Source organism: Mesorhizobium sp. M8A.F.Ca.ET.165.01.1.1 (genome assembly GCF_004792065.1).
In the GTDB taxonomy this organism is placed as follows: Bacteria; Pseudomonadota; Alphaproteobacteria; order Rhizobiales; family Rhizobiaceae; genus Mesorhizobium.
This window is the reverse complement of the sequence record NZ_SRTH01000245.1, coordinates 1-286: the sequence shown is the minus strand read 5'-3', so window position 1 is coordinate 286 and position 286 is coordinate 1. Positions and strand designations below refer to the sequence as shown.

Here is a 286-nt window from a genome sequence, read left to right as displayed (position 1 = left end):
GTCGAACAGTTCCTCGCCGTCCCGGCCGGCATGATCGAGTTGCCTCGCCAGCATGTCGCGGCACTGCTCGAGGACCGCTTTCTCGCATTCGCGGTAGCCCTTGGTCAGCGCGGCACGACCGTAGGTCGACGGTTCGGTCTGCCATGGCGTCAGGCAGCCATAGCGCTCCCGCGCAACCCTTGCCGCTTCCGGGTCGACGCGGTCGAGATACTCCAGGACGGCGGCGATCGAACCGCGCATGTTGTAGATGTCGAGGCCATAAAAGCCTGCCTCAGGCTGCAGCGCC

1 protein-coding gene is annotated in these 286 nt (G+C 65.7%); it reads right to left on the bottom strand.

Annotation, left to right across the window (positions count from 1 at the left end):
* On the bottom strand, positions 1–286 hold a 286-nt coding region (locus tag EN808_RS35935; protein WP_135918278.1), incomplete at both ends, for an erythromycin esterase family protein.